Origin of the sequence: Alkalihalobacillus sp. TS-13 (assembly GCF_019720915.1) — a bacterium.
Classification (GTDB): Bacteria; Bacillota; Bacilli; order Bacillales; family Fictibacillaceae; genus Pseudalkalibacillus.
The window spans coordinates 1539629-1562059 of record NZ_JAHKSI010000001.1 but is presented as its reverse complement, the minus strand read 5'-3'; the positions used below and the strand labels follow the sequence as shown (position 1 = coordinate 1562059).

At 40.8% G+C, this 22431-nt stretch carries 19 protein-coding genes and 1 pseudogene; 10 read left to right on the top strand and 10 right to left on the bottom strand.

Translation table 11 applies throughout. The features are described 5' to 3' along the window. Nucleotides 1-50: 50 nt before the first annotated feature. Nucleotides 51-1625, bottom strand: a complete 1575-nt coding sequence (locus KOL94_RS07790) for an alkaline phosphatase family protein (protein WP_221565431.1) — start codon at nt 1623-1625, stop codon at nt 51-53. Between the two features lie 554 nt (nt 1626-2179). Here KOL94_RS07790 and KOL94_RS07785 point away from each other — a divergent pair. Beyond that, entirely contained in the window at nt 2180-2317 is a 138-nt protein-coding gene (locus tag KOL94_RS07785; RefSeq protein WP_221565430.1) for a hypothetical protein, read from the top strand. Between the two features lie 142 nt (nt 2318-2459). On the opposite strand, the gene KOL94_RS07780 is transcribed toward KOL94_RS07785, so the two are convergent. Next, nucleotides 2460-3362 carry a diacylglycerol/lipid kinase family protein gene (locus KOL94_RS07780; RefSeq protein WP_221565429.1) on the bottom strand — a complete coding sequence of 301 codons (903 nt, stop codon included), beginning with the start codon at nt 3360-3362 and terminating at the stop codon, nt 2460-2462. A 29-nt stretch (nt 3363-3391) separates the two neighbouring features. Next, a complete protein-coding gene (locus KOL94_RS07775; protein WP_221565428.1) occupies nt 3392-4285 on the bottom strand; it encodes a diacylglycerol/lipid kinase family protein in 894 nt (297 codons plus the stop codon). Nucleotides 4286-4427: 142 nt separating this feature from the next. On the opposite strand from KOL94_RS07775, the gene KOL94_RS07770 reads away from it, so the two are divergent. Both KOL94_RS07770 and KOL94_RS07765 read left to right on the top strand, forming a co-directional pair. Continuing rightward, complete coding sequence (locus KOL94_RS07770) at nt 4428-5651, top strand: zinc-dependent alcohol dehydrogenase (protein ID WP_221565427.1); 1224 nt, start codon at nt 4428-4430, stop codon at nt 5649-5651. A 29-nt stretch (nt 5652-5680) separates the two neighbouring features. Next, nucleotides 5681-6763: a class II aldolase/adducin family protein gene (locus tag KOL94_RS07765; RefSeq protein WP_221565426.1), complete on the top strand. Its 1083-nt coding sequence runs from the start codon at nt 5681-5683 to the stop codon at nt 6761-6763. Nucleotides 6764-6798: 35 nt separating this feature from the next. Here KOL94_RS07765 and KOL94_RS07760 read toward each other — a convergent pair whose 3' ends face one another. The 5 genes and pseudogenes from KOL94_RS07760 to KOL94_RS07740 all read right to left on the bottom strand — a co-directional run bounded on the left by KOL94_RS07760 (nt 6799) and on the right by KOL94_RS07740 (nt 12868). Next, entirely contained in the window at nt 6799-7887 is a 1089-nt protein-coding gene (locus tag KOL94_RS07760) for an MGDG synthase family glycosyltransferase (protein ID WP_221565425.1), read from the bottom strand. A 325-nt stretch (nt 7888-8212) separates the two neighbouring features. Continuing rightward, nucleotides 8213-8506: pseudogene (locus tag KOL94_RS07755) on the bottom strand (transposase); the annotation flags it as partial. A 376-nt stretch (nt 8507-8882) separates the two neighbouring features. Beyond that, nucleotides 8883-10280, bottom strand: coding sequence for an NADP-dependent glyceraldehyde-3-phosphate dehydrogenase (locus KOL94_RS07750; protein WP_311775116.1), 1398 nt, complete (start codon nt 10278-10280; stop codon nt 8883-8885). Between the two features lie 639 nt (nt 10281-10919). Further along, nucleotides 10920-11936, bottom strand: a complete 1017-nt coding sequence (gene namA / locus KOL94_RS07745) for an NADPH dehydrogenase NamA (RefSeq protein ID WP_221565422.1) — start codon at nt 11934-11936, stop codon at nt 10920-10922. A 143-nt stretch (nt 11937-12079) separates the two neighbouring features. Continuing rightward, nucleotides 12080-12868 (bottom strand): glycerophosphodiester phosphodiesterase, encoded by a 789-nt coding sequence (locus KOL94_RS07740; RefSeq protein ID WP_221565420.1) that lies wholly within the window; start codon nt 12866-12868, stop codon nt 12080-12082. A 686-nt stretch (nt 12869-13554) separates the two neighbouring features. On the opposite strand from KOL94_RS07740, the gene KOL94_RS07735 reads away from it, so the two are divergent. Beyond that, complete coding sequence (locus KOL94_RS07735) at nt 13555-15171, top strand: M20/M25/M40 family metallo-hydrolase (protein WP_221565418.1); 1617 nt, start codon at nt 13555-13557, stop codon at nt 15169-15171. A gap of 488 nt (nt 15172-15659) precedes the next feature. On the opposite strand, the gene proC is transcribed toward KOL94_RS07735, so the two are convergent. After that, nucleotides 15660-16511 (bottom strand): pyrroline-5-carboxylate reductase, encoded by an 852-nt coding sequence (gene proC, locus KOL94_RS07730; RefSeq protein WP_221565416.1) that lies wholly within the window; start codon nt 16509-16511, stop codon nt 15660-15662. A gap of 126 nt (nt 16512-16637) precedes the next feature. Between proC and KOL94_RS07725 the strand changes: the two genes are divergently transcribed. Continuing rightward, nucleotides 16638-17609 (top strand): MBL fold metallo-hydrolase, encoded by a 972-nt coding sequence (locus KOL94_RS07725; protein ID WP_221565414.1) that lies wholly within the window; start codon nt 16638-16640, stop codon nt 17607-17609. Further along, nucleotides 17610-18395, top strand: coding sequence for an SDR family NAD(P)-dependent oxidoreductase (locus tag KOL94_RS07720; RefSeq protein WP_221565412.1), 786 nt, complete (start codon nt 17610-17612; stop codon nt 18393-18395). Nucleotides 18396-18632: 237 nt separating this feature from the next. On the opposite strand, the gene KOL94_RS07715 is transcribed toward KOL94_RS07720, so the two are convergent. Next, complete coding sequence (locus tag KOL94_RS07715; protein WP_221565410.1) at nt 18633-18833, bottom strand: YqzH family protein; 201 nt, start codon at nt 18831-18833, stop codon at nt 18633-18635. Between the two features lie 144 nt (nt 18834-18977). Between KOL94_RS07715 and KOL94_RS07710 the strand changes: the two genes are divergently transcribed. The 4 genes from KOL94_RS07710 (at nt 18978) to KOL94_RS07695 (ending at nt 22107) form a co-directional block, all read left to right on the top strand. Further along, nucleotides 18978-19154, top strand: coding sequence for a hypothetical protein (locus tag KOL94_RS07710; RefSeq protein ID WP_221565408.1), 177 nt, complete (start codon nt 18978-18980; stop codon nt 19152-19154). A 99-nt stretch (nt 19155-19253) separates the two neighbouring features. Then, nucleotides 19254-20171: a GNAT family N-acetyltransferase gene (locus KOL94_RS07705; protein WP_221565407.1), complete on the top strand. Its 918-nt coding sequence runs from the start codon at nt 19254-19256 to the stop codon at nt 20169-20171. Then, nucleotides 20146-20748, top strand: a complete 603-nt coding sequence (locus KOL94_RS07700) for a TetR/AcrR family transcriptional regulator (protein WP_221565406.1) — start codon at nt 20146-20148, stop codon at nt 20746-20748. Before KOL94_RS07705 ends, KOL94_RS07700 begins: the two co-directional genes overlap by 26 nt. A gap of 102 nt (nt 20749-20850) precedes the next feature. Continuing rightward, nucleotides 20851-22107: an MFS transporter gene (locus tag KOL94_RS07695; RefSeq protein WP_221565405.1), complete on the top strand. Its 1257-nt coding sequence runs from the start codon at nt 20851-20853 to the stop codon at nt 22105-22107. Nucleotides 22108-22431 lie beyond the last annotated feature (324 nt).

Sequence of the window (22431 nt, the reverse complement as noted above, 5' to 3'; positions counted from 1 at the left end):
ATATTACAGGTTCACCAGCTGAAGATTGAGCAGTTAATCTTCAGCTTTTATCATTCTTCAAAAAGAGAAAGGATAAATTTTTTCAAATCAACCATTCGATGAAACCTTGGCTCTTTGTCTGTCCCGGAAATTATCATAGCGGCTAGCGTATCATCTTTATGGATTCCGCCATGTTCTCCACCGTCAGGATGAACCGGAGCGGCTTCAGAGTAAAAAGAATAGCCAGGTTTGGCAGTCAATATCATTACAGGCTCATCATGACTATGAAGCGCACTATGCAACTGATTTAGCGCATCTGGATAGTCACCATAATCAATCGCCCCTTTGGACTTTTTTATTTGTAGTGATAAAATATCAGGATTTCCTGCAACAGTCCATGATTGTCCATAGCCATCCTTCCATTCGCCGCCTGCCTTGAATCGAAAAGAACCTTGTTTATCGTGGGTGATGACATTGATCCAGTCATCCTCTACCCATGCTCCAAAAGCTATCCGCTCGTCCTTTATCCCTATCTTCGCTAATTCACCCAATGGGTTGCGATTTTTAATAGAGTAAACATATGTCATCCTGTGGTTGTTCCCGAAGGCGATTTCTCCCTTGCTCACTTTGTCTCCAAATGAAGCCACCGTATATTTCTTATACAACTGTTCCAAATCAATCGTAAGTTCTTCTTTGTCTTTTACCGTATTGGTTTGTCCGTGATCTCCAATGATAATAAAGATATGATCTTTAATCGCTTTCTCCCAACTTCCGGAAGCACTCAAGATCTCACCCAGATAGTTGTCAGCCTCTCGGAGACCTTCAATATATAGGGGACCTTTTTTATGTGCTTCTTTATCAAAATCAGGAAAATAGACGAATGAAAAATCAGGAAGCTTTTGTTCCTTGATCAATGCTTTTACGACTTCTGCTGAATAGTGGTCCGTCATGCCGAACTTTTGGAAAATGGTATCTGGAAAATGATCCTTCTCAAGTTCCGGAGTTGATAATTTACCGAAGGCCAGCACATTAGGACCTTTTGTCTTATAGGTTCTTGGAGAGTTAGTGAACTTCCTGATGACATAGGGTACTGTCAGTTCATGATCTATATTGCCGCGATAGATTAACGTATTGATGGAACCTGTAGATACTCCCTTTTGGTGTAAGGCCTCAAAAATGGTTGTTACGTCTTTGCTTAAATGTACATTATTCAGATTATGAAGTGTATCATCCAATACGGTTTGTATGCCTATTTTTGTCATGACTTCAAAGGAGGTTCCATAATCCACCAATCGATCTTCTTTGGCTGAATACCAGGTTAAACCTGGTATGTTATGTGCATCAGGCATCTCGCCAGTTAAAATAGTACTTTCGATTGTGACAGACATGGAAGGAAAAGCCGTTACAAAGTCATCATGTTGTTTCCCGTTTGTAGCCAGAAATTTCAGAGCGGGAAAATCACCTTGAGCAAAACCTTCATGTAAAATTCCAGAAGTCAAGGAATCGATAATGATTAACACAACTTTTTTCTGTTCTGGTTGTTCACTTGTTTGTAACGTTCCCTCATTTTGATCCAAGTCAAGGAACGCTGCGAAAATCATCAAACTTAATACCACAAATAGAATTAAGAATGTAATTTTTCTCATCATTGCCTCCGGTCTATTCCATTGTCGAAACAGTTATTCAAAAGGTTTTATTATCCTTTCAATATATTTACTTTTTATGCGATTCCATAAAGATTACATTGTGGTGTTTCCATTAGGCATATCTAATGAAAATCTAAATGATGAATATGTGAAGAATAGGTATTTGGAGCTGTTTAGGAATTCATGATTTTGTTAGAAGATCTGCATTGAAAAAGCAAACGGGGCTTACGTAGCCTCTAATTGTCGACGGAAAAGTGCATAATGATGTCCTTGCTGAATTGAAACTGACCTAGGAGTGGTTAAAGACGCAATTAAGTGTTCTGATGAAGTCGTTCTTTGCTTCCATTAACAGCAATACCAACTAACATGCTTCTCTGATAAAGATTAACCGCAAGTATCTTACCGTTCCTTGATGTGATGATCAATGTTGTATTGAAGACGGATGAGAAAGTTCTTTTTTTGGTGGAGATTATTGGAATTGATGTTTCGATACATATATTTCAAAATAAAATTTCACACTATAAGAGAAAAATACAATTTTGGTGGGTTAAAGAATGAAATTTGAAACAAAAATCTTTTCAATTATGGCATTGGGTATATCGCTGTATACTTTCTATCATTACAGAGATCGGTTTACAATTGATGCGTTGGTTAGAAGTTTTTCAATACCGATCCAAGATATTGAAAAGTAATAAAAAATTTATGATATTAATAAGGGGGCGGTGTGCTTGAAACTCTTTTTTGATGGCCTTATGGGTAAACTGAAAAAGGCGATCATTGCCTTATATGAATTTGAGTATGACGAGTTGTTGTTAAAACTCAAAAAGTAGGTTTTCAAACAACGTAGAGACAATTTTGTTTATTCCGGATGGTCAAAGGGGTTTGTCCTAGGATTTCACCATCTGCGTGGATAATATAAGGAACATCAGATTCGACTTGGATCTCTTTACAACAAAATGTTTCAACAAAATGATGATCGATATGTTTTCCCTTATAAACTTGTGGAAACAACTTAAGAAGTTCCCATTTCGATACATTAGAAACGATGCATACATCCAGCCATCCATCATCTGCTTTTGCAGCAGGCGATATTCTCATGCCCCCACCATAAAAACTCGAATTTGCTACCGCCACCAGCCAAACATTTGAGAACGTTCTATTCTCTCCATCAATCGTTAATGTAAGGTTCGATGGACTATACCCCCATAGTACATTTAAAACACTCAGTACATAACTGACTTTCCCCATCCGCAACGTATTCATGATTCCCTTATACTTCGACTCATTCGTTGCTAAGGCTACTTGGCCATCAAACCCGATCCCGGCTACTGTAGAATAATAACGAGGCTCACCATTGTGTTTTAAAACTTCTCCAACGTCAATGGATCTCACCCTACCTTCTAACAGATTATCTAGTGCCATTCTCCAATTCAACGGAATATCCAGCTCCCTGCAGAGGTCATTTCCAGACCCCGCAGGCAAAACTCCCAAAGGGACATTGGACCCTACCAATGCATTTAGCACTTCATTGACTGTACCATCACCGCCCACCGCCACAATCACTTTCGGATCATTTTCTTGCAACAGCTCAAAAGTCAGTTGAGTGCCATGCCCTCTATGACAAGTGGTCCTATAACAATAAGGGATTTGGCGAGCTTCCAGAATCGACTCCACTTCCCGCCATATCTTTGCCCCTCTGCCGCTTCCGGAATGTTTATTGACGATAAAACCGTACATATGATCACCTGTCTTCCTAAATAACTTAATTAATTTGAAGTATAGACATTTAGGTGTGATGGTAATACCTCAAAACTGAAGTTGTCGAGATATACCTGTTCCCCATCCAGATTGAACGGCATTGTTTCTGAAAATGAAAGTTCTACGGAACACACGGATTGATACTTAAAAGGCGTGGTCTTATGAGGTAAATGGACCATTTTACAAAGCAATGAAAAAAATAGTCTGATTTTATCTTCTTTGTGTAAGGCTACTAAATGGAAATGACCGTCTTTACGATTTGCAGAATCAATTAAACGTTCAAAAGGCCCTAATGCATTTCCATTCATGATCAAAAAAAGTGATAGGTCCTGTAAAACTTCTTTTTGAAGGGTGATCGAAATATCAGATGTTTGTTTTGTAAATAGGTAAGTTCTAAAAAAGGAAAGACAATAAGCCAATTCACCAAGCCATGATTTAAGGGTAGGGGAGGTATTATAGGTAATATCTGTCAACCAGCCGGCTGCAGCGATATTACCAAAGTATCGGTTGCCGATTTTTCCGATATCGATCGGTTTTATCGTTTGTCGACCAATAAGAGGGATCGTGTCTAGAAGTTTGTTGGGCATTCCTAAGTATTTTGCGAACTCATTGCTGGTACCAAGCGGGATGATACCGACATTCGGCCTGTACCCTTCGGTGGAAATTGTTTGGATACACCTGTTGACTGTTCCATCGCCTCCCAAGATGAAGATGGAATGGACTTTTTGTCTACATGCATCCGTAATGGGGCGATCAACTTGATCAAAATCTTCAATTGAATAGGTTTCCAGGTCAAATCCAAGATCAGTAAGATGGTGGAGCAACCTGGGTACGTGTTTATGATTTTTTCTTTTGCCGCATCCGGGGTTATAAATGACTGTTGCTTTTTTAAATGTTGACATGATAAACCCTCTTTTTAATTAATCAAACTTAATTTCTCCAGAACCCGACATATTAGTCCTTAGATTATTTTATAAACCATAAAAATGGTGAATAACCATTTTGATGTTGGATATATTATCCAAATAGAAGGGAGCTTGAGAAATGAAAGCCATTCAGTTCAATTTCAGCAAACCAAGATACATATTCTCAAAAATTGCTGGTCGTATTTCAACAAAAGCATATTGGGACCCGCGATTTTCCTGCTTACAGTATTCTGACCACCAACAAAAAGAATTACCGAATGAGGATTGGGTGCGAGTGAAGGTCAAATACAGCGGCATTTGTGGAAGCGATTTGAATCTGATCTTTCTCAAAGACAGTCCCGCAACTTCTCCCTATGTTTCCTTTCCATTTACCATCGGTCATGAAATCGTGGGAACCGTTACTGAAACAGGTGCAAATGTAAAGGGAGTTCAAAAGGGACAAAGGGTGGCAGTCGATCCGATTTTGTCTTGTAAAGTCAGAGGGATTGAAGAGCCATGTCGACCATGTCAGGAACAGAACTACAGCTTATGTGAACGAAAGACCGAGGGCTCAATTTCCCCGGGATTATTGACTGGTGCCTGCCGGGATACCAGCGGTGGATGGAGCCCTTGTATCGTGGCACATAAAAGTCAAATTTTCAGCCTTCCCGACGAAGTCGATGATTTGAATGGTGTTCTGGTTGAACCTTTCAGTTGCGCGATCCACAGTGTAATGAGAAGTCAACCGAAGAAAGGGGATACCGTTCTAGTAATCGGTGGAGGGGTCCTTGGATTATGCACAGTCGCTGCAATCCGTGCGCTGGACCTTCCCTGTAAAATCGTCAGTCTTGTCAAATATCGTTTCCAGGGTGAATTGGCCGCCTATTACGGCGCTGATGAAGTTGTTAATCTATCTAAGTCCGGCTATGACAATGCCTTAGCACAGGTAATTGACGCTACTGTTCTATCTCCTTTATTTGGTCCAAACGTCATTGAAGGAGGAGTGGACAGCGTTTTTGAATGTGTAGGCAGGAAACAGAGTATCAATGATGCTTTACGATTTACCAGGAATGGCGGAAGAGTCGTTTTGTTAGGATTGGCTGGCCTCATGGATGGGATAGATTGGACGACGGTCTGGTTGAACGAGTTGGAGATAAAAGGAACGTTCGCCTATAGCACTGAGACATACAATGGGAAACTGGTCAGGACCTTTGCGTTAGCTATTCAATTGATAAAAGAGGGCAAAGTTGACCTTTCACCGATGATCACCCACAGATTTCCGTTAGAAAATTATCAAAATGCCTTAAGAGCAGTTACAAGCAAAGGAAAGAAAGATACCGTCAAAGTAGTTTTCGAACCATGATTTTAATCTAAAAAAGGAGTTGACAGAAGATGAAAAATTTTACAATCACAGGAGTTAAGCCAAGCGACTTTCTTGAGGAATTTGCTGATGGTTTGAAACAGACCTTTACTGAAAGGGGATATAATTTTGAAGAGAACACCGACAATGAAATACGTGTCGTCTTCAATCTGATTGATTCTGAGAAACCAAGACCTTTTCGCCGTAAAGCGCAAGCCACCTTCGTCATATCGATTCTTGAAGTTGATTCAATAAATGACAATACATTTGAGACAGCCTATCCTTATTTGATCAGATCTCTTGCTAATCATCTGATCTATGTCCTTCACAAGGGGGATACCACAGAATTGTATTTCATCTCACCAGAACAAGGATTTTATAGAATGGAATACTCGAATGGGCAGGACTTTTATAACCAGGTCTATAATCGGTTAGAGCCGATAGCGTCGGCACAATTGGTCATCGACAATGAATTTGTTGAAGATTTAGGTGACACTCTATGGGAAGGTAATGAAATAACATATAAATTGCGTGATTCCGGAAAAAAACTTGATGAAATGGATTTGCTTCCGGCCCCATTTCCCCTAGAAACATATCTGTCTGAGAGAGATATGCGCCAACTGAAAAAGCTGTATGGGATCGGCGGGTTAAGTTACGGGAATCTCAGCAGCCGTCATGATCACAAGGATTTTTGGATGAGTGCTAGCGGAATCGACAAGTCCAATATGAAAAGAATTGGACAAGATATCCTCTATATTAAAGGATATAATCCAACTAAAAATACGATGGAAATCAGCATACCGCCTAAGGTTACACCGAAAAGGGCTTCAGTTGATGCAATCGAACATTGGATGATCTATAGGGAGCATCCAGATGTAGGTGCAATTGTCCATGTCCATGCATGGATGGAGGATATCGAGGCTACAGAGGTGAATTATCCATGTGGTACTTTGCAGCTTGCCGAAGCCGTTGCGGATCTTGTCAAAAAAGCGCCAGACCCATCACGAGCTGTAATCGGTTTGAAAAACCATGGTCTGACGATAACTGGCCATGACTTGGATGACATCTTTGAACGGATTGACGGTAAGATCATCAGGCAAGTACCGATGAACTAGTTAAAGATGACCAGGGAGCCATCCCTGGTCATCTTTTATAGCTTATTTTTGATGAAATCGTTTAATATGGTTTTGAGGTTCTCCTGATCTTTCAAGTGATCTGAAAGGCTCTGTTGGACCTTTTGCTTTTCCATACTATTTTCCAGGAAGTCGAGAAGGCTGTTTTCTAATTCGTCAAGATTTATTTTTATGGCAAGGTTTTCTTCCATTAAAAATCGTTCATTTTGTTCTTCCGGGCCTGGAAGGGTTTCCAGAAGACAAAGCGGAATCCCTTTACGGAGGCATTCACTGATCGTTACACCCCCTGGTTTTGATAACATGATCTCCATCTCTTCATAAAGGTGGTTCATTTCTTCTCTTGAAGATATGTAAGAAAGGGGTTTGAGGAAAGGACGGTCCATTTGTTCAATACGTCTGTATAGCTGTTGATTTTTTCCGCATAATACAAAGTATTTGATTTTACCTGAAAATGATGTGAATTTGATCTTCTCTATTGCTCCGACTCCTAAATTCCCACCCGATACCAATACGTGGTAAGGAGGGTCCTTTCGGGCATTTCCGCCAACCCTCGGGGTGATGAGGGGGTGGACGGGGATGCCTGTTACAGAAATATTTTCAGGAGAAACAGATTGAGATTCTAGATGATTTTTCAATGATCTGCTTGGTGCGAGATGCAAGTCAATTTGGTCAAGTCCCCATATTGAATTGATGAAATAATCCGTATAAACATTGATCACAGGCACAGACAATTGTTCTTCCTTCTTTAAAAGGCTTATTAATGAGGAAGGAAGGCAATGCGTACAAATGATCAGATCCGGATTTTCTTGATTAATCAGCTTTTTGATGCTTTTCAAAAAGATGATTTCATAAAATGACAAACGTTGGACCTCTTTCCTACATGCATTATTTCGATAAATCCGGCTATAAAAAGAGGGAAGCTTTTTAATCGCTGTCAAATAGAAATAAGAAGTGAGTTGTTCAGCCAACGGAGAAGTATATGAGAAAATGTCGACCTTTTTAATAGTGATAGAAGGGTCGATTTCCTTGAGATATGCGCTTATAGCATCAGCTGTCTGGTGATGACCAGAGGGAAATTGTAATAAAGGGAGTATGAGGATTTTCATCTTATGATCCAGACCTTTTTCCCTTACTTTGTGTTGTTTTCCTTTTTGTTATTCTTGCAAGATTCATGAAAGTTCTGAAACCAATTTTGTTTTGAAAGGGAAGGAGAGTCACTGGACATGATGAATTGTTCAGATATCATGAGACAACAGTTATATTGGGGTATTGAAAATAAAGCCACTACTAATTTAATTGATTTTTAAAAGAGAACCTTCAAATAAAGGGGCTTTAATAGAAGAAGCTCCACCGTAAACTCAAAATAAGGGCGCACACCTAAGCACTGAACAGCACCCTGTAAAGTAGACAGTTAAAATAATTAATACAACGTTAAGCGGCTTTAGCCCTGTACTCCATAGGACTAAGGCCGTTTCGTCCTTTTTGTAATCGTTCATAATTGTAAAAGTGTATGTATTCATCAATTGCCAAAGAAAGTGCTTCGAATGTATCATACTTGGATAAATAATATTTCTCAGACTTTAGAGCCCCCCAAAAAGATTCCATCGGTCCATTATCGATACATTTCCCCACACGTGACATACTGTGTGTCATTTCAGCCTTCTTAACCCGTTTTTTAAATCCCTTTGAAGTATACTGATATCCGCGATCACTATGGATTAAAGGGTGCTGTTCCTCATTTAACTGACTCGTAGCTTGATCGCTGCTTCCTTATTTTCTCCCGAATAAGGTTTCCATCCTTTTGATATTTCCAGTCCTTGTATACCAAATTCGGTATAGCGATAGATTCATTTATAAAAAGAGGTTTTTGTAATTGTAAATTTAGAACAGATTTCTTTAATGGTTAAATCCCCTTGTTCATAAGCTCGTATAACTTTAACCTTAAATTTTACAGAGTAGTATTGTCTGGCCATATAAAAACTCCCCTAGGTAAACAGATTTTATTTTACATCTGTCTACCTTTAGGGGAGCATATCATACATTAGGGTACACCCTTATTTTTATCAACAATCTTTTAGAAGACAGCCTTCATTTATAAAGTTTATAGATTCAAGACAAAAAGTTTATCACGCGTCATGGATTCAATACTGCGCCGGATGCCTTGAGAGCCAAGGCCAGAGCTTTTGGTTCCGATGAACGGAAAGTGATCTGGTCCGCGCTCTGTTTTCGCATTCAGCTGGACAGATCCAACGTTCAGCTTAGATCCCATAAAAAGCGCTTTTTGAACGTTTTTGGTAAAAATGCTTGCTTGAAGTCCATATTCCGAATTGTTTGCAATCTTGATCATTTCTGCTTCTTCCTTAAAACGCAGGATCGGTAGGACAGGTCCGAATGGCTCTTCCCAAGCGATTCTCATATCAGTGGTGACATGATCGAGAAGAGCAGGGGAGATCAAGTTGTCTTTTCTTGTATGATTCAAAACGGGAGTGGCCCCTTTTTCCAAAGCGTCTTCAATTAACTCCTCCACATAATCGGCAGCTTGTGTATTGATCAAAGGTGTGACCGTAGCATTTTCTTCAGGTAATCCCACAGATAATTGTTCAACCTGCTCCTTGATTTTACTAACAAGTTCATCAGAGATCTGTTGATCAGCCAATACCCGTTTGATCGCCGTACAACGTTGTCCAGAATAAGAAAAAGCACCACTGACAATCTGTTCCGCCGCTAATGATAAATCAGCATCCTCTAAAACAATGGCTGGATCTTTGCCGCCTAGTTCCAAAACAACAGGCTTCATTTTGGCTTTTTGAGAGATCGCTTGTCCCGTTGCTGAACTTCCTGTGAAGGTAATCATGTCAATATCAGGATGTGTAACGAGCAAGTCTCCAATATCAGATCCTTTTCCAGTCACTGTTTGGACCACTTCTTGAGGAATATCTGTTTGTAGGAGCGCCTTTACCATAAGCGACCCGCTTAAAGCACCTTGAGAGGCAGGCTTGAAGACGACAGCATTACCACTGATGAGGGCAGGTGCGATCTTCGAAGCAGCAAGGTTTACGGGGTAGTTGAATGGTGAGATGGCAAGAATGACACCTAATGGAGCCTGATCCACCATCGCCATTTTTGTTGCTTTTCCTCCTTTGAATGAATCACCTTTCATCAATTCACCGTGCATTCTGCAACCTTCTTCAGCAACGTAGCGAATAAGGTCAGCTGTACGAGCAACTTCTTTTTTTGCTGCGTTATATCCTTTGCCGACTTCTTTGGAAATCACTTCAGCAATGTTCGGCTGGTTTTTTAACAATTGACCTGCCCAATCATGAAGAATTTCAGCTCTCTTGTATAATTCAATCTCCGCCCATTGCGGTTGACCTTCTTTCGCTTTACTGATCGCTTTTTCTGCTGCTTCTTTTTCCATAATGGGGACCACGCCGATCCGTTCTTTGCCAGTGACAGAATAGATTTCCTTTTCTTTACTTAAAAATGTTGTGCTAATCACTCATTCACTCCTTCACATTTTTTTAATTATTCATTCTATTACACAAAACAATGTTTTCTTTTTCAAACCTTATGTAAACGGTAACATTACATGTTAAAACGCTGTCATGGCTATTATCCTTTCAAAAGATTGAAAATTCTCAACATTATGGGTGATTGGTATTAAATGTCTGGCTTTGTTAAAGATTGATGTTGATTTCTTCGAAATTCACTCCCTTTCCGCGGACGTAAGAAAAGCGGAAGCGACCCGATTAGTCACGAAGGTCACTGGAAAACTGATGAGTAGGCTGCCGCCGCAGGAAGTTTGAAGTGATCCAAGTGACTGGTCGCTGAGCTGGACATCACTTCCTGCATTTACCTACTTCCGCAAGCTTCCTCGCTCCTTCGTCACTGCGGGGTCTCACCTGGCTCACTGTTCCTGCAGGAGTGTCGTGAATTTCGTTTAAGATCAACCACAAAGATTAATAAAGCCAAATGTATAAAATACAAAAATCCTAATCGTGGTTAAGAAGGGGGGAATTGTAAGAGGATTTACAAAAATATAAAGAGAGCCTGTGTTTCAAGCTCTCTTTGTGTGGATTAAAAAGGACTCTCTTTTTTGATTGGGTTATAGCTTGATTTAGTAACTTGCCGGACAGAATTACCACCCTCTTTCATATTGTTTCGGCGGTTGCATTTCCACATTCAGCTCTTGGGCAGCTCTTCTTGACCAGTACGGGTCGCGTAACAGTTCACGGGCTAAAAATACCAAATCGGCACGTCCGTTCTGCAGGATTTCTTCAGCATGTAGAGGAGAGGTGATCATACCAACAGCACCTGTAGCAATTGAAGCTTCTTCTCGAAGCTTTTCAGCATATTGCACTTGATATCCTGGGTATGGATTGATCTTAGCAGGGACAACCCCTCCAGAACTGCAATCGATGAGATCGACACCCAGATCTTTCATCCATTTGGCATAGTCTATGTAATCCTCCACAGTATAGCCAGAAGTGTTGTAATCATTTGCTGAGATCCGTACGAAGATCGGACCGACCCATTCTGATTTCACTGCAGTGATGATCTCACGAAGGATGCGGAACCGTTTCTCTTTAGTTCCCCCGTATTGATCAGTCCGTTGATTGATCAATGGGGATAAGAACTGATTGATCAAGTATCCATGTGCTCCATGGATTTCAATGACATCAAATCCAGATTCTCGGCTTCGTCTTGCAGCCTGGCGGAAATCTTCGACTGTCTGCTTGATTTGATCAACTGTCATTTCCAGTGGTACTCCCATCCCCTCTTTATAAGGGACTGGTGAGGAAGAGTAGATCGGTCCTTCGACAATCGCTTTTCGGCCGGCATGAGCGAGTTGGATTCCAATTTTTGAATCCTGTTCATGTACAAGATCCACCAGCTTGGATAAACCTTTGACTTGTTCATCGTTCCAGATACCAAGATCCTCCATGGAAATCCGTCCCTGTGGATGAACAGCAGACGCCTCGACAATGATTAATCCGACTTGTCCGACTGCTCGGCTTGTATAGTGTGTCGTATGCCAGTTTGTCACTTTTCCATCCTGTTCATCACATGAATACATGCACATCGGGGACATGACAATCCGGTTCTTCAAAGTCATATTTTGAAAAGTAATCGGTTCAAATAGTTTCGTACTCATACTCCCGCATCACCCTTTCTCTTTATGAAATAGTTTATCACAACAAACGAATACACCTTTTGGAATTTGCTTCGTAAAGGGGAGGTGACAACAAAGGCAAAAAAACCCATGCATCGTGTTCGCTTTGATGATGGGTCATTCGCTCAAAAATAACTTTTCGGATTAATTTTATGAAAGACATTGCCGATGACGGATGGTTTGACGAGCAAGGATCCGTCAGCAACTGCTCTGGCGGTATCTGGCACATCGGTAATGATTGCTTCGACCTTTTGATCACATAGCCATTTAATTTTTTTAGGATCGTTTACAGTGTAAACTCTGACTTTTATATCATGATCCCTGAACCCTTTCAGAATAGCAGGATGTAAGGTCCGCCAATGTGGATGGACACAATCAGTAGATAAACTCTTCACATAATTCCAGGGTTCATAAAGACCTGAGGAATAGAGTGGTCCAATCTCTACAGTTGAATCGATTTGTTTCAATTCCTGTAAGCTATAGTGATTGAACGAGGAATAAATGACACGATCTTTCATTGTGTGTCGATCCACTAGCTCATAAACGATTTTTTCCATACCATAATAGGGGATTATTGTATTTTTTAATTCAATATTCAATAACAACTTTGTCTGTTTCATCCAGATGAGGAACTCTTCCAATGTCGGGATACGTTCGCCATTAAATTGTTTCGAAAACCATTTTCCTGCATCAAGGTTTTGCAATTGATTATATGTGAACTCGCTGACGAATCCTTTTCCGTCAGTCGTACGTTTAACTGTTTCATCATGAATGATGACAGGTATTTTATCTTTCGTTAGCTGTACATCAAGCTCGATACCATCTGCTTTCATTTCTAAAGCCTTTTTAAAAGCGGACATCGTGTTTTCAGGGGCATATTTACTTGCTCCTCGATGTGCAAATATATATGTCAAAAGAGATCGCTCCTTATCGACGACTTCAATTTTGGTTGATGTATAGTTTAACATAGAGTTTTTTGTTGAGAGTATTTATTGATTTCTGTGAAAGAATTTCATTGCTTAGGCTTTGCGCTGACAGGTTTTCTATATAGTATATACGATTCATTCATATTTTGCTTCCTGTTTAAGAATATCCTGTCTGAAGTTTTTTAATGTGTGGCTTTGTTATACTTTATTGTTAATTTTCACGAAATTCACTTAAAAGCGGAAGCGGCCCGAATAGTCACGTAGGTCACCGGAAAAATGACGAGGAGGCTGTCGCCGCCGCAGGAAGTTTGAAGTGATCCAAGTGACTGGGTCGCTGAGCTAGTCATCACTTCCCTGTATTAACCTACATCCGCAAGCCTCCTCACATGTACAGGATGTACTGGCTTCGACGTTCACCACAGGACGTAGTGGTAATTAGTCGAAATTCATCATTATACTCGAAGATCCTTAATTCGTTTGCCGGGTCTCGCTGGGCTTGCTTTTCCCGCAGGAGTGTTGTGAATTTCGCTTCAATTATACTTAGTCAGAAATTAACAGTATTATTTAATAAAGCCTAATAAATAAAAGGATTTCAATCACAAACACCGAAATCTTCATCTATAAGAATACCAAATTCGACAAATACTTTAGGTAGTGTATGGGAGTGAGCATCTATGAAGAAATGGCAGGATAAAGAAAGTTTGAAGGAATTGCTTTGTCATTTAGTTGAGTTTCCAAGTATTACTGGGTCCGATGCGGAAATTGCGATCAGTGAATTCATCCATATGAGGCTCAATGATCTTCAATATTTCAAGGATCATCCATTGGATTTACAGATTCATCCTACTAGTGATGGGCGTAAATTCGTCACAGGATTGATAAGAAAGGGGAACAGTTCGGAGACGGTGATTCTCATCAGTCATTTCGATGTCGTCGATGTAGAAGATTACGGGGAATTCAAAAACCTTGCTTTTCGTCCAAAAGAACTGACAGCCGAATATATGACGATCAAAAATGACCTGCCGGAAGCTGTCCAGGATGATTTGAAAAGCGGCGAATGGCTTTTTGGCAGAGGGTCAATGGATATGAAGGCAGGCTTAGCGCTTCAGATGTCGATGATGGAAAAAGCGAGTCTGGGAGAATTTGATGGGAATATCCTATTGTTGACAGTCCCTGATGAGGAAGCAAACTCCACAGGTATGATGGAAGCGGTAGAAGTCCTTCTTGAGATGTCCCAGACACACGATTTACATTATAAAGCCTGCTTGAATTCAGAGCCTGTTTTTACCCGTTACCCAGGAGATACGAACCAATATGTGTATACAGGTTCGATCGGAAAGCTATTGCCAGGTTTCTTGTGCTACGGCATGGAGACACATGTCGGAGAACCTTTTTCCGGGATCAACGCGAATTACATGGTTTCCGAATTGACAAGGGAGCTGGAACTTAACACCGATTTTTGTGAAGTGATTGAAGGGGAAGTTACACCGCCACCAACCAATTTGATGCAAAAGGATTTGAAAGAGGAGTATTCTGTACAGATCCCCCATGTTGCGGTGACGCTTTTCAATATGATGACGATGGAACGCTCTATAAATGAAATCAATAAGGATTTGTTGGCGATTGCGAACAGGGTAGCAGGGCGTATTGAAAAACAGTTAAATGAGAGAGCCGTTTCCTTCAACCAGTGGGAATCGTTCGATCCGATTGATAGTAAAATTTCAGTCTTTACGTATCAGGAGTTGCTGGAAAAAGCGATTGAACAATACGGAGAAGCTGAGATCGTCCGACGGCAGGCGTATATCGCTGGTAGTTATAGGTTGATAGGCGACCGTGACCTTTCTACCCGCATCGTGTTCGATCTGGCTTCACTCTGTAAAGAAGAGGGACCGATGATCGTCTTGTTCTACAGTCCTCCGTTCTATCCGGCTGTCTCGTCACGTGAGAATCCTTTTATCAAACAAGTGGTAGGAGAGATGATCGAATATGCAAAAAACCAACACAATGTCGTACTGAAAAATCAGCATTATTTTGCTGGGTTATCCGATTTGAGTTTTACGAGCCTCTCGCAGCCAGTCGAAGGACTTATTCCTTTATTCAGAAATATGCCGCTCTATCAGAACGGTTATCATTTTCCGCTGGATGAACTACAGCAGCTTAAGATCCCCGTCATGAACCTGGGACCATTAGGACGGGATCCTCATCGTTGGACGGAACGTTTGAATATCGACTATTCGTTCGGAGTTTTCCACGATATGCTCGGTACAGCGATCCATAAACTGTTGAAATAATAGATAAAAAAAAGGGCTGATCTTAAACATCGATTTTCAGCAATGTTTGGATCACCCTTTTTGGTTTGGATTTTTTCTGGAATCGCAACGGACATACGAGCCGTTATCTGTGAACAAAAGAGCTGATTTTCACGAAATAAGATCTCTGGTGTCCGTTATTTTTGTTGTTATTTGATTCGTGGCAATATACTCGCTTTCCGCGGGCGAACCGCAAGCCTCCTCGCTCGTTCCTCGCTGTGGGGTCTCGCTTGGTCCGCTGATCCCGCTGGAGTCTCGTATATTTCACACTTACAGGCTTCAAAGTTTTTTCAATAGCAACAAACTTTTAGATAACAGCCTTTATAAATAAAACAAGTTTATGGAAAATAAGGTCTCTTGTGTCCGTTAGCGGTCTTTCCCATTCTGTTTCTGCTAAGAGTGGATTTCCCCTTTGCCCAGGCTAATGGGTTAAGCCTCTTCTTTAACAGCCGTTTTAAGAATTACAATCTCTATCGTTTAGCAGGATTTTTTTGTATTGTTGAAAAATGCTTCTGCAGTTCTTTGGAGCGTTTTGCGGAATCAAGAATACAGTGTTTAAAGGCACCCTCGACATCCCGTTCCATCAAGGCATGCAATCCTGCTTCGGTTGTACCACCTGGGCTTGTAATATTTATTCTGAGCTGATTCAGGTCGGTGCTGGATGCTTTCATCATTTGTCCTGCACCGATCATTGTCTCAGCAATCAATTCCCTGGCTTTATCTTCATCCAACTCAAGGTTTATGGCTGCTTGTTTCATGGCTTCTGCGATATAGTAAAGATAGGCTGGCCCACTGCCAGCAAGTGCTGTAGTTGCATCCATATATTGCTCTTGGACCACGGTTACAGAACCGATCGCCTTGAAAAGCTCTTCCACTATCTGGCTTTGCTCCAGGGTTGTATTTTTTCCGATACATAAGGTCGTCGTAGAATTACCGATTTCGGCTGAGGTATTCGGCATCGTCCGGATGACTGGGCAATCACATTCTAGGACGCTCTCAATAAATTCTGTGGTGATACCGGCCATGACAGAAGTGATAATATGGGAGTCTTTCACATAAGGACGGATTCGTTCAAGACCGGATTGAGCATCTTTCGGTTTCATCGCCAGGATGATCAGATCCGTTTCCGTCAAAATACGTTCATCATCGTGGGAGATATGGATCCCGTATTTATCTTCAAGGTACTCCAGCCGCTCCTCATCTGTACGGTTGGTGACCATGATATTCGAAGAGGGAATCATTTTTCTTGAAACCAGGCCTTTTATGATTGATTCTGCCATCGACCCTGCGCCGACGAAGGTGATTCGATTGATTGTTCTCATTTTTAAATGATTCTCCCTTCTGCTAAAATGAAAGCACTCTACTTTTTCAGAGTACCATCAAGTATCATATAGTATTTCAATTTCAAGACTGCTTGATTCAGATCAACATACGGAGGCGTTTTTGTTTTGGACAATACAACTGATATCCACTGTATTACGTTACCGACTCCCTTTACAGTCGGTGATGTTAATGTATATCTTATAAATGATGAAAAACTGACACTGGTCGATACTGGACCGAAAACGAAAGAAGCGTGGGAAGCATTTCTTACCCAAATCAATAAACTAGGATTCAATGTAACTGATATAGACCAGGTTATACTCACACATCATCATCCAGACCATGTAGGGCTCGCAGATTACTTGAAAGGCAATGGTACGAGATTCATAGGATTAGCTTACAATCAGCCCTGGCTGCAAAAAGATCCGGCCTTTCTTGAACACCATGATGCTTTTTACTTGAGAGTCTATAGAGAAATGGGTATTGAAAAATTCCATGAAAAAGCGATGCAACGTATTCGCGGATATTTGGATTATTCTTGTTCCATCAACATACATACGATCGTAAAAGAAGGAGATCGAATTGATGGCTTACCGGGATGGATCGTTATCGAGACACCGGGTCATGCTCAAGGACATCTCTCCCTTTTTAAAGAGGAGGATGGCTTCATGATCGGTGGTGATCACCTCATACAACACATCTCATCCAATGCCTTGATCGAGCCACCGCCGATCGGTGTTCAGGAACGGCCGAAAACGTTGCTTCAATACCGTGACTCGCTTAGAAAACTACTAGACTTAAACGTCAATATGGTATATGCGGGTCACGGAAAACCAGTTGCAAATCCTAAGGATCTGATTAGAAAACGTTTAGTGAAACAAGAAGAGCGTGCAGGTGATATCAGGGATATGATCATCGATCAACCAAAAACAGGATTTGAAATCTGTCAGAACCTGTTTCCAACAATTTTCCTGAAGGAACTAGGATTGACGATGTCAGAAACGCTTGGCCATCTCGATTTATTGAGCAGAAATGATCAGATCCGGGTTACGGAACAAGATGGTGTTCTTTATTTTCAAGCGAAAGAGGTGATGTAGGTGAACGACAGGAAGATCGTCGTCATCACCGGTGCTTCGAGCGGAATTGGAGCAGAAATGGCAAGAATGGTTGCGTCGAAAGGTTGGACTCCTGTGTTGATGGCCCGATCCTTCGAAAAGCTCGAACACCTTCGCAATGAAATTAAGAACGATTATAAAACGACTGCGCTTAGTTTTCAACTGGATATTCAAGACAAAAAGAACATCGAAGCTGTGTTCAATCAGGTGCAGCATGAGGTTGGAGCGATTGATGTTCTTATAAATAATGCTGGTTTCGGGGTTTTTGATTATTTTGAAGATGCGAAAATGGAAGATATCGAAGGGATGTTCAATACGAATGTCTTAGGCTTGATGGCTTGTACGAAAGCTGTTTTACCTGGAATGATCGAGCAGAAGAGCGGTCATATCATCAACGTCGCCTCCCAAGCTGCAAAGCTGGCAACAGTGAAGGGCAGTGTTTATGCAGCAACGAAACATGCTGTTCTCGGGTTTGCGAACAGTTTACGGATGGAAGTGAAGGATTATGGCATCTATGTCACAACTGTGAATCCAGGTCCGATGAAAACCAATTTTTTCACTATTGCAGACAAAACGGGTCAATATGAGAAGAACATCGCAAAATGGATGCTCAAGCCTAGTGAAGTCGCTACAAGGGTGGTCGCTGCGATTGATAAACCTGTCCGAGAAATCAATCTGCCTGGATGGATGGAAGCAGGCAGTAAGCTGTACCAGCTCATGCCGGCAATCGTTGAGAGGCTGGGAAAAAAAGCATTTCGACAAAAATGAGAGAAGACTGTTCCAGATGTGAGGTCGGGAGCAGTTTTTTTAAAAAGGATCACATTTTAGAAATCACCAAAATATTTTGAGTTTGCACCGATATTTTTCAGAATTACACCGTTATTTTTCCGGATTGCACCGAAAAATCTAGGATTTGCACCTAGATCCGCGATCCAGTAAGTAACTTCTCTCCTAATGTGTGCTCTGATATTGAGCTACATTCCTTCTAGTTCTATAGCTAAGACCCTATTGTGCTGCTGAAAGATAGGAATAAACCTTATCATGCACGATCGTAAAAACTTCTTCTTCCTGTTGGGTGTTTAAATCGAATGTTACTTGTTCGATCAATTCGTCATATTCATCTTCTGTGAGCGGAGATAGCTCCAAATCTCCGAAATAATTAACTAAACATCTGTCTATCATTTTTCTTAGCAGCTTTTTCTCCATCGTTCATGTCACCGTCCTTTATCCACCTTAGAATAGGGATCTTCTTCCGTCAACTATATTTTCTTGCCGGCCAATCATTCGGAAGGAAATGAATTGCTCGTCTGCGAATATAGTTATACAAGGTTAATAGAGGGGGAATAGAGGATGAGAATTAAAGTTGTGATGAATAGCGGTAAAGAATATGTCCTTCAAATGGATAAATCCGATTTCCAGTCAATCGTCAAAACTGAAGATGATACTGTTCGAGATGAAATGATCGAGATCCACCCTTCACTTTACATCAATCCTTCCCACATTTCTTCATACGAAATTCTAGAGTGAGTGATTTACCATTTTTTTCTTGATTTCTAATCACATTTGGTTCATACTGAGAATATAAAAAACTAACCAGTCAGTTTTATGAAAAAGGAGGAAAAATTCATGAGAGAGATTAAGCGAATGTCATCTTGCCCGCTGTCGGATGTAATTGAGGCTTGGAATTCAGGATTCAAAGGTTATTTTACAGATATGACGATGTCGGTCGATCGTTTCTTACAGCGTATGGTCCAGGAAGGCCTATCTGCTGAAGACTCAATCGTAGCGTATATGGATGGAGTTCCAGCTGGTATCGTGTTAAACGGATTCAGGACAGTTGATGGCAAAACAATCAGTTATAACGGTGGAACGGGTGTAGCACCGGAATTCAGAAGAACGGGTATCGGAAAACAGATGATGGAATCAGCTATAGAAATTTACAAGCAGAAAGAAGTCGATACTGCGACACTGGAAGCTATTAACGAAAACACTGCTGCAATCAAACTTTATGAATCGCTTGGATATGAAATCACCGACAGGGTGGACTTTTTACAACAAGATGGATCATTGCAGCCACACTTTGAAGACTTTGAATTACCGTATGAATATGATTTTGAACATACAACACCTGAAAAAGTCAGCAAGTTGAGTTTTTATCAAAAAAAGAGTCCATGGCAGACACAGTGGCAAAGTGTGGCGAATGGTGAAGCGGTGATTGTTTCACATGAAGGAAAGCAGGTTGGATATGCATTATATCGACGGAGTTTAAAACCAGATGGAAACGCCGCTGTCATCGTCCTTCATCAACTAGGTGGAGACGTCGATTTCCATAATCCGCACAACCTGGTCGATTCTTTGCTTTATAAGGTTTTAGAGCCAAAACGTTCCTGTAAACGTCTCATCATCAATCTCTCCACGGAAACAAAACCTCAATATGAAACAGTGATGAACAGAGGATTCTCGACAATGATCAGCCAGGTATGTATGGAAAAAGTAATGAAGGAGCCGATTGAAAGCAATGCCAAAAGTATCGAAAAAGTATAAGGAAGAGAAAATAGCTGTCATTTTAAATGCAGCAGCCCAATGTTTTGCAGACAAAGGATTCAGTGATACAACGGTGGATGACATCGCAAAAGCATCCGGCACGAGTAAAGGATCAATTTACTTATACTTTTCAAGCAAAGAGGAAATCTTTTATAAATTGAATGAAAAAAGTGCGGAACAATTCCTCGAGATAAAAAAACAACTTGCAAAACAGGATAGCGCCTCTGCAAAACTTAAATACATCTTTCAACACTTGATCAGCGGTTCTGTTGGTAAGGAAGATTTCAATAAGATTTCAGTCCAGTTTGAGTTTTGGATTTATATATCAAGAAACGATAAGGAAGCGCTGTTTACCGAAAGGGTAGAGATGTTCACCTCATTGATCAAGGAAATCGTGGAGGAGGGGGTCGAAAAAGGGGAGTTCAGGGAAGATATCCAGGTAAACGATTTTTCGAAACTCTTCTGGTCCATTTGGGATGGAATCTTAGTGCAATTACTCTTCCATAAGAATGATTCCAAACTTAAGAGCATGATGCTTTTGTATGAACAAATGGTGTATCGGTACCTTCAAAAATAAAACTCAGTCTTGAGGCGGAGGTCAAAAACCGCCTTAAGACAGTGTGAAAGAACTGAAGGTTAGAAGAAAATGGTAGTGAGGTTATAAGTTGGAGGGGATATTATGGAAGAGGTTGTTGAAACACGGCCACAACAAGGGGAAACCTCCCCTGCGATATGGAAAAATCGAAATTTTTTATTGTTATGGATTGCCGGGCTATGCTCAAGCTTCGGATTAGCGATCTTCATGTTCTCTCAAGCATGGTATGTTGTTGAAGTGATGAACCTGCAAGCTTCTCTAGGTTTGGTATATATTGCGTCGAGTGTTCCGCGTGTACTCTTCATGGTCTTAGGCGGTGCAGTAGCTGATCGCTTCAGCAAAAATGTCATCATGTTTTTATCAGATATTCTTCGAGCCTTTGTGGCAATAGCGCTCGTCGTATGGCTTCTGTTAGGGGAAGTCTCGATCTGGTCGTTCGTTTCGTTTGCCCTTGTCTTCGGGATATTGGATGCGTTCTTTTGGCCAGCTAATGGGGGACTATTACCTTCGTTGATTAATAAGCAACAACTGACAAGAGCGAATTCAGTCATCCAAATGACAAGCCAGTCATCTTTTATAGTCGGCCCGATGCTTGCCGGTGCAATCATCGCATTAGGCAGCTACGTACTTGCCTTTTCTCTCACTGCTGTTTTACTCATCATCGCAAGTATTTCGATATTCCTTATCCGGGTCAAAAAGAAGGAAGATACTTCGGAAAATCAGTCTCCCTCAAATCTACTCACTTCCATCAAAGAAGGAGTTACTTATGTAAAACAATCAGCATTCTTAAGTTCCCTTTTGTTGTTTGCCGTCTTTATCAATCTATTCATGGTTGGACCATTACAGATGGGATTGCCGCTTTTCGTTAAAAATGTGATAGGTGGGAATTCGCTTGACTTTAGTTATCTTGAAGGTACATTCGCGGGTGGAATGCTTGTAGGCTCAATTATCATCGGTATATTGAACGTCCGAAAGAAAAGGGGGCTTGTCGTAATATTCGCGGTAATGGGATCAGGATTGTTTTTTGCACTTTTCAGCTTTACAGAAGCTTTGTGGCAAAGCTTGATTCTAATCGCTTTGTTAGGTAGTACCTTTTCTGTCATTAATATCCCGATTATTGCTGCCATTCAATCGGCGGTGAAAGAAGAAATGATGGGGCGAGTGATGAGTCTGTTATCCATGGCTTCTCTCGGACTCGTGCCGGTATCGTTTGCGATTACCTCAGGTGTACTTTCAACCGGAGCTGATATAACATCGATTATGCTAACTGGTGCGCTATTGATTGTCATCTTCGCCTTTATCATCCTCATGAAAGTTCCTGGATTGCGGAATTTTAGTTAAGTATTTTGGTGAAAATAAGGTCTGCTAAGCATATACTCAGCAGGCTTTTTTACACTTAAACAAAGAAAATACTTTCTTCAGTAAAAGCGCAACTAAGGCTCAGCCTGCGCTAAGGCTTGGCTTTGCAAAGTTTTCTTTTCTATATTTTGCATAATAAATACCTGAAATCAGGAAATAAACATATGAATTTGGGAGATTCCTCCTTGGAATTAGTGAATCCTCCTACGAATTTGGGAAAAAATATCCCTTTGATAAACTAGAAAAATTCATCGTTTGATACTTCTCCTGTGCTGGTATAGACAACTGTACCAGTAATTATATATA